The 3,883-nt window shown below is 59.7% G+C and carries 3 protein-coding genes; 2 read left to right on the top strand and 1 reads right to left on the bottom strand.

Annotation, left to right across the window (positions count from 1 at the left end; translation table 11 throughout):
• Window positions 1-70: 70 nt before the first annotated feature.
• On the top strand, window positions 71-2,659 hold the full coding sequence (locus ABX749_RS25110; protein ID WP_372898413.1) for a c-type cytochrome: 2,589 nt from the start codon (window positions 71-73) through the stop codon (window positions 2,657-2,659).
• Between the two features lie 83 nt (window positions 2,660-2,742).
• Here ABX749_RS25110 and ABX749_RS25105 read toward each other — a convergent pair whose 3' ends face one another.
• Window positions 2,743-3,330 carry a hypothetical protein gene (locus ABX749_RS25105; RefSeq protein ID WP_372898412.1) on the bottom strand — a complete coding sequence of 196 codons (588 nt, stop codon included), beginning with the start codon at window positions 3,328-3,330 and terminating at the stop codon, window positions 2,743-2,745.
• A gap of 221 nt (window positions 3,331-3,551) precedes the next feature.
• On the opposite strand from ABX749_RS25105, the gene ABX749_RS25100 reads away from it, so the two are divergent.
• Window positions 3,552-3,883: STAS domain-containing protein (locus ABX749_RS25100; protein ID WP_372898411.1), on the top strand; the 332-nt coding region annotated here is incomplete at its 3' end.

The following is a 3,883-nucleotide window of genomic DNA, read 5'->3' as shown; positions in this document are numbered from 1 at the left end:
CCTCTCCCCCGCCGCGCTGACGACCGGCCGGCGTATCGCTGCGATCTGCCTGTCGCTACTCTGCGTTGCCATGTTCGTCCCCGATGCCGCTGCCCAGAACGGTGCGGCCAAGGACAAGGCCAAGGCACGCAAAACGCCGGCGAAACGAACTCGGCCCACCAGCGGCGGTCCGGCCATCGGCGGCAACACCGCAACTCCGATCGATCGGATCAAGGCCGCCGAAGGGTTTGAAGTGGAGTTGCTGTATTCGGTAGCCGGCGAAGAGCAGGACTCGTGGGTGAATCTCTGCACCGACGACAAGGGCCGAATTCTGGTCAGCGATCAATTCGGCGGCCTGTATCGCATCACGCCGCCGCCAGCTGGCGAAACCCTGCAAGCGGCGGACGTCGAACAAGTTCCGGCCGACATCCGAGCGGTCAATGGAATGGTCTGGGCCTTCGGAGCCCTGTACGTCGGCGTCAACGACTACGAACAAAAAATCCCCTCCGGTTTGTACCGGGTCAGTGATAGTGACGGCGATGATTCCCTGGACAAGGTTGAACTGCTTCACGAAGTCAAATCCAGAGGCGATCACGGCGTTCATGCAGTGATGCCGACCCCCGACGGAAAAGCGCTGTATCTGGTCACCGGCAACAACACGACTCCGCCGCCGCTGGCAGACAGCTCACCGGTGCGTCAGGTCTGGGGCGAAGACCATCTGTTGCCCAGCATGCCGGACGGACGCGGGCACAACCGCGGCGTGCTCGCCCCCGGCGGCATCATCTACCGTGTCACGCCCGACGGACAAACCTTCGAAGCCTACGCGTCCGGATTTCGCAACGTGTTCGACGCCGCGGTCAATCGTGACGGCGAGTTGTTCACGTATGACGCCGACATGGAGTACGACTTCAACACGCCGTGGTATCGCCCCACGCGTATTTGTCTGGTGACCAGCGGCGCCGAGTTCGGCTGGCGAAACGGTGCCGGAAAACGCATGCCGTTCTACGCCGACAACCTGCCCGGCGTGCTTGACATCGGCCCCGGGTCTCCGACCGGCATGACGTTCGGCTACGGCGCCAAGTTCCCCGCCAAGTACCAAGACGCACTCTACGCACTCGACTGGAGTTGGGGAAAGCTTTACGCGATCCACTTGGAACCGAGCGGCTCGTCCTACACCGCAACCAAAGAAGAGTTCGTCACCGGTGCACCGTTGCCGATCACCGATGCCATCATCCGTCCCCAAGACGGTGCGATGTATTTCACGATCGGCGGGCGACGTGTGCAATCGGGCCTGTACCGCGTGACCTATGTCGGCGATCAGTCGACCGAACCCGTCCAAGCAAAGGCGACGAAAAGCAAAGCCCGCCAGACGCGATACATGCTGGAAGCCTTCCACGGTCAACAAGACCCCCAGGCGATCTCTGTCGCTTGGCCGTACCTTGACGATCAAGATCGCTTCATTCGATTCGCCGCCCGAACCGCGATCGAGCACCAACCGACCGATCAATGGGCCGACAAAGCGTTGAACGAATCGGACGCGGCGAAACAAGTCGAAGCCCTGCTTGCCCTGGCTCGCGTCACCGGCGTCTGCCCCCAACACCGCGACGACTCGACTGCCGCAGTTGACACCGACATGCGAGAGAAACTGCTCAACGCGGTGCTCTCGATCGACGTGGCAAGCCTGAACGAAACGCAGCAACTGACGCTTCACCGGACAACGCAAATCATTTTGAATCGATTCGGCCGACCCGATGACGCCATGATCGATCGCTTGATCGCCAAGTTTGACCCGCTGTTTCCCGCGTCCACTCCGGAATTGAATTGGCTGTTGTGCGAGACGCTTGCCTGGCTGCAATCGCCGACCGTCGCCCAGAAGGCGATCGCGTTGATCCAGGACGCGCCCACGCAAGAAGAACAGATGCAATACGCTCGTTCGATCCGCATGCTGAAGGCCGGCTGGACGCCCGAGTTGCACACCGCGTACTTCGAGTGGTTCCTGAAGGCGGCCAACTACAAAGGCGGTGCCAGTTTCGATCAGTTCATTCAGTTCATTCGCGACGATGCGGTCGCCTCGCTGAGTGAAACGCAAAAAGCCGAGATGGCGGAACTGTTGGCGAGAAAGCCGGTCAAGAAGTCGGCGTTGGAAAACTTGGGCCAAATCTTTGAGGGTCGCCCCGAGAAGAAGTGGACGCTGGAAGAGTTGTCGGCGGCCGCCCGCACCGGATTGAAGCAGCGCGACTTTGAAAACGGTCGAAAAATGTTCGCCGCGACGGGGTGTTATGCCTGCCACCGCTTCGGCGACCAAGGCGGCATGACCGGCCCCGACCTGACCTCGGCCGGACGTCGCTACTCGCCGCACGACTTGTTGGACCAGGTGATCCATCCCAGCAAGGTGATCAATGACCAGTTCTCGGCGGTCAAGGTCCTGACCGACGACGGTCGAATCCACGTCGGTGTGGTGGTCAATCTGAACGGTGATTCGATGACGATCAACACCGATCTGACCGATCCCAATGACCGGGTCAACATCGACCGCAAGACGATCGAAGAAATGATGGTTTCCAAGACGTCGGCGATGCCCGAAGGGCTGTTCAACCGAATGACCCAAGACGAGATCCTGGATTTGGTCGCCTACCTGATCAGCGCCGGCGATCCGAAGCACGAGTTCTTCAAGAACTAAGTGCGTTCATTGTCATCGATGCGGCCCGGGTGTCACCTGGGCCGCTGCGTCAGCTGGGTAGCTGCGTCAGCTGGATCGCAGCGTCAATTGGGCAGTTGCGACTGAGCGGTGTTTTGTAAATAGCGACGTCGAATGCGTCTCAAATCGCGCGCCGATTCTTCGCGTACTAGGTCTCGAATTGCGCGATTGAAACTTTGTGACATCAATCGCATGCAGAGCAGCAGGGCGGCGAAGATCAGAACGGTCGCCAACGGAACCAGTCTCCACAACGTCAGCATCAGCGTCCTGGCGCTGGCTCGCGTTCCACCTTGCATCATGTGGTGTTGCGTGAACTGCGAGGTGACGCTCTTGGGGCCAGCCTTCAAACTTGCCTCCCACGCCGCGGCATCCGGCTCAAATTTCCCCACCGCCTTGGCGATGATGTCCAACTTGATGTAATCGTCGATGAACACCGCGGCGATCAGGGCGACGCAAGCGATCAGCGACGCGGCAAACAACGTTTGGGCGTAAAACCTGGCCAGCGAAAGCATCTCACGCGCGACGTAGCGAGGTTTCAAGCGTCCACGCGAATTCCGGCAGTTGTCGCTCATCAACGAACGCACCTCCGCAGGCAGAGCGATAATCGCGGTCAGGCAGATCAAGAAGAGACACAACAGATAGATGCCCAACATTCAAACGGCCTTCCAGTGAATTGGCGGTAACAATCGGCAGTATCATAGCCACTCCGATGGGCGGTGGTGGCGGATCGGTGCCGAAGAAAAGCGGCTCAGCACTGTGCTCGCCGAGTGGGACTGGATGTTCGCTCCGTTCACAAAATTTGCCGCCATCAAAAAACTCTGTTAGGCTTGCCAATTGCCGGAGCGATTGAAATTCCTTGGCGGAGGTGGGTCCGATGACGTTACGCTGCGATCTGTGTGTCTCGCGAACCAGAAATGGTTTTGTGGTCCGTGTCCAGGGAAAGGGGACTGCGACCCACAGTCCGGCGTTTGCGGAGTTCGTCAAGGGATGCCTGGTCGAAGATCCCCATGCGACCGTGACCGTTGACTTACTGGGGTGTGAATACCTGGACAGCACCTTCCTGGGCTGCTTGCTGAAACTTCAACGGCTGGGCACGGCGAAGCGATTTCATGTCGCCGCCGACGAAGCCGCTCGGACCAGATTGCTGACCGCAACCAGCCTGGATCGCTACCTGACGCTGCTTTCCAAAGCCCCCACGTCCACCGG

Source organism: Stieleria sp. (assembly GCF_041595215.1).
GTDB lineage: Bacteria > Planctomycetota > Planctomycetia > Pirellulales > Pirellulaceae > Stieleria > Stieleria magnilauensis.
This window is presented reverse-complemented; position numbering and strand designations above follow the sequence as displayed.

Bases quoted from the DNA above. Each gene is read 5' to 3' on its own strand.
- ABX749_RS25110 (WP_372898413.1), top strand. From the start codon at position 71: ATGTTCGTCCCCGATGCCGCTGCCCAGAACGGTGCGGCCAAGGACAAG.
- ABX749_RS25105 (WP_372898412.1), bottom strand. From the start codon at position 3,330: ATGTTGGGCATCTATCTGTTGTGTCTCTTCTTGATCTGCCTGACCGCG.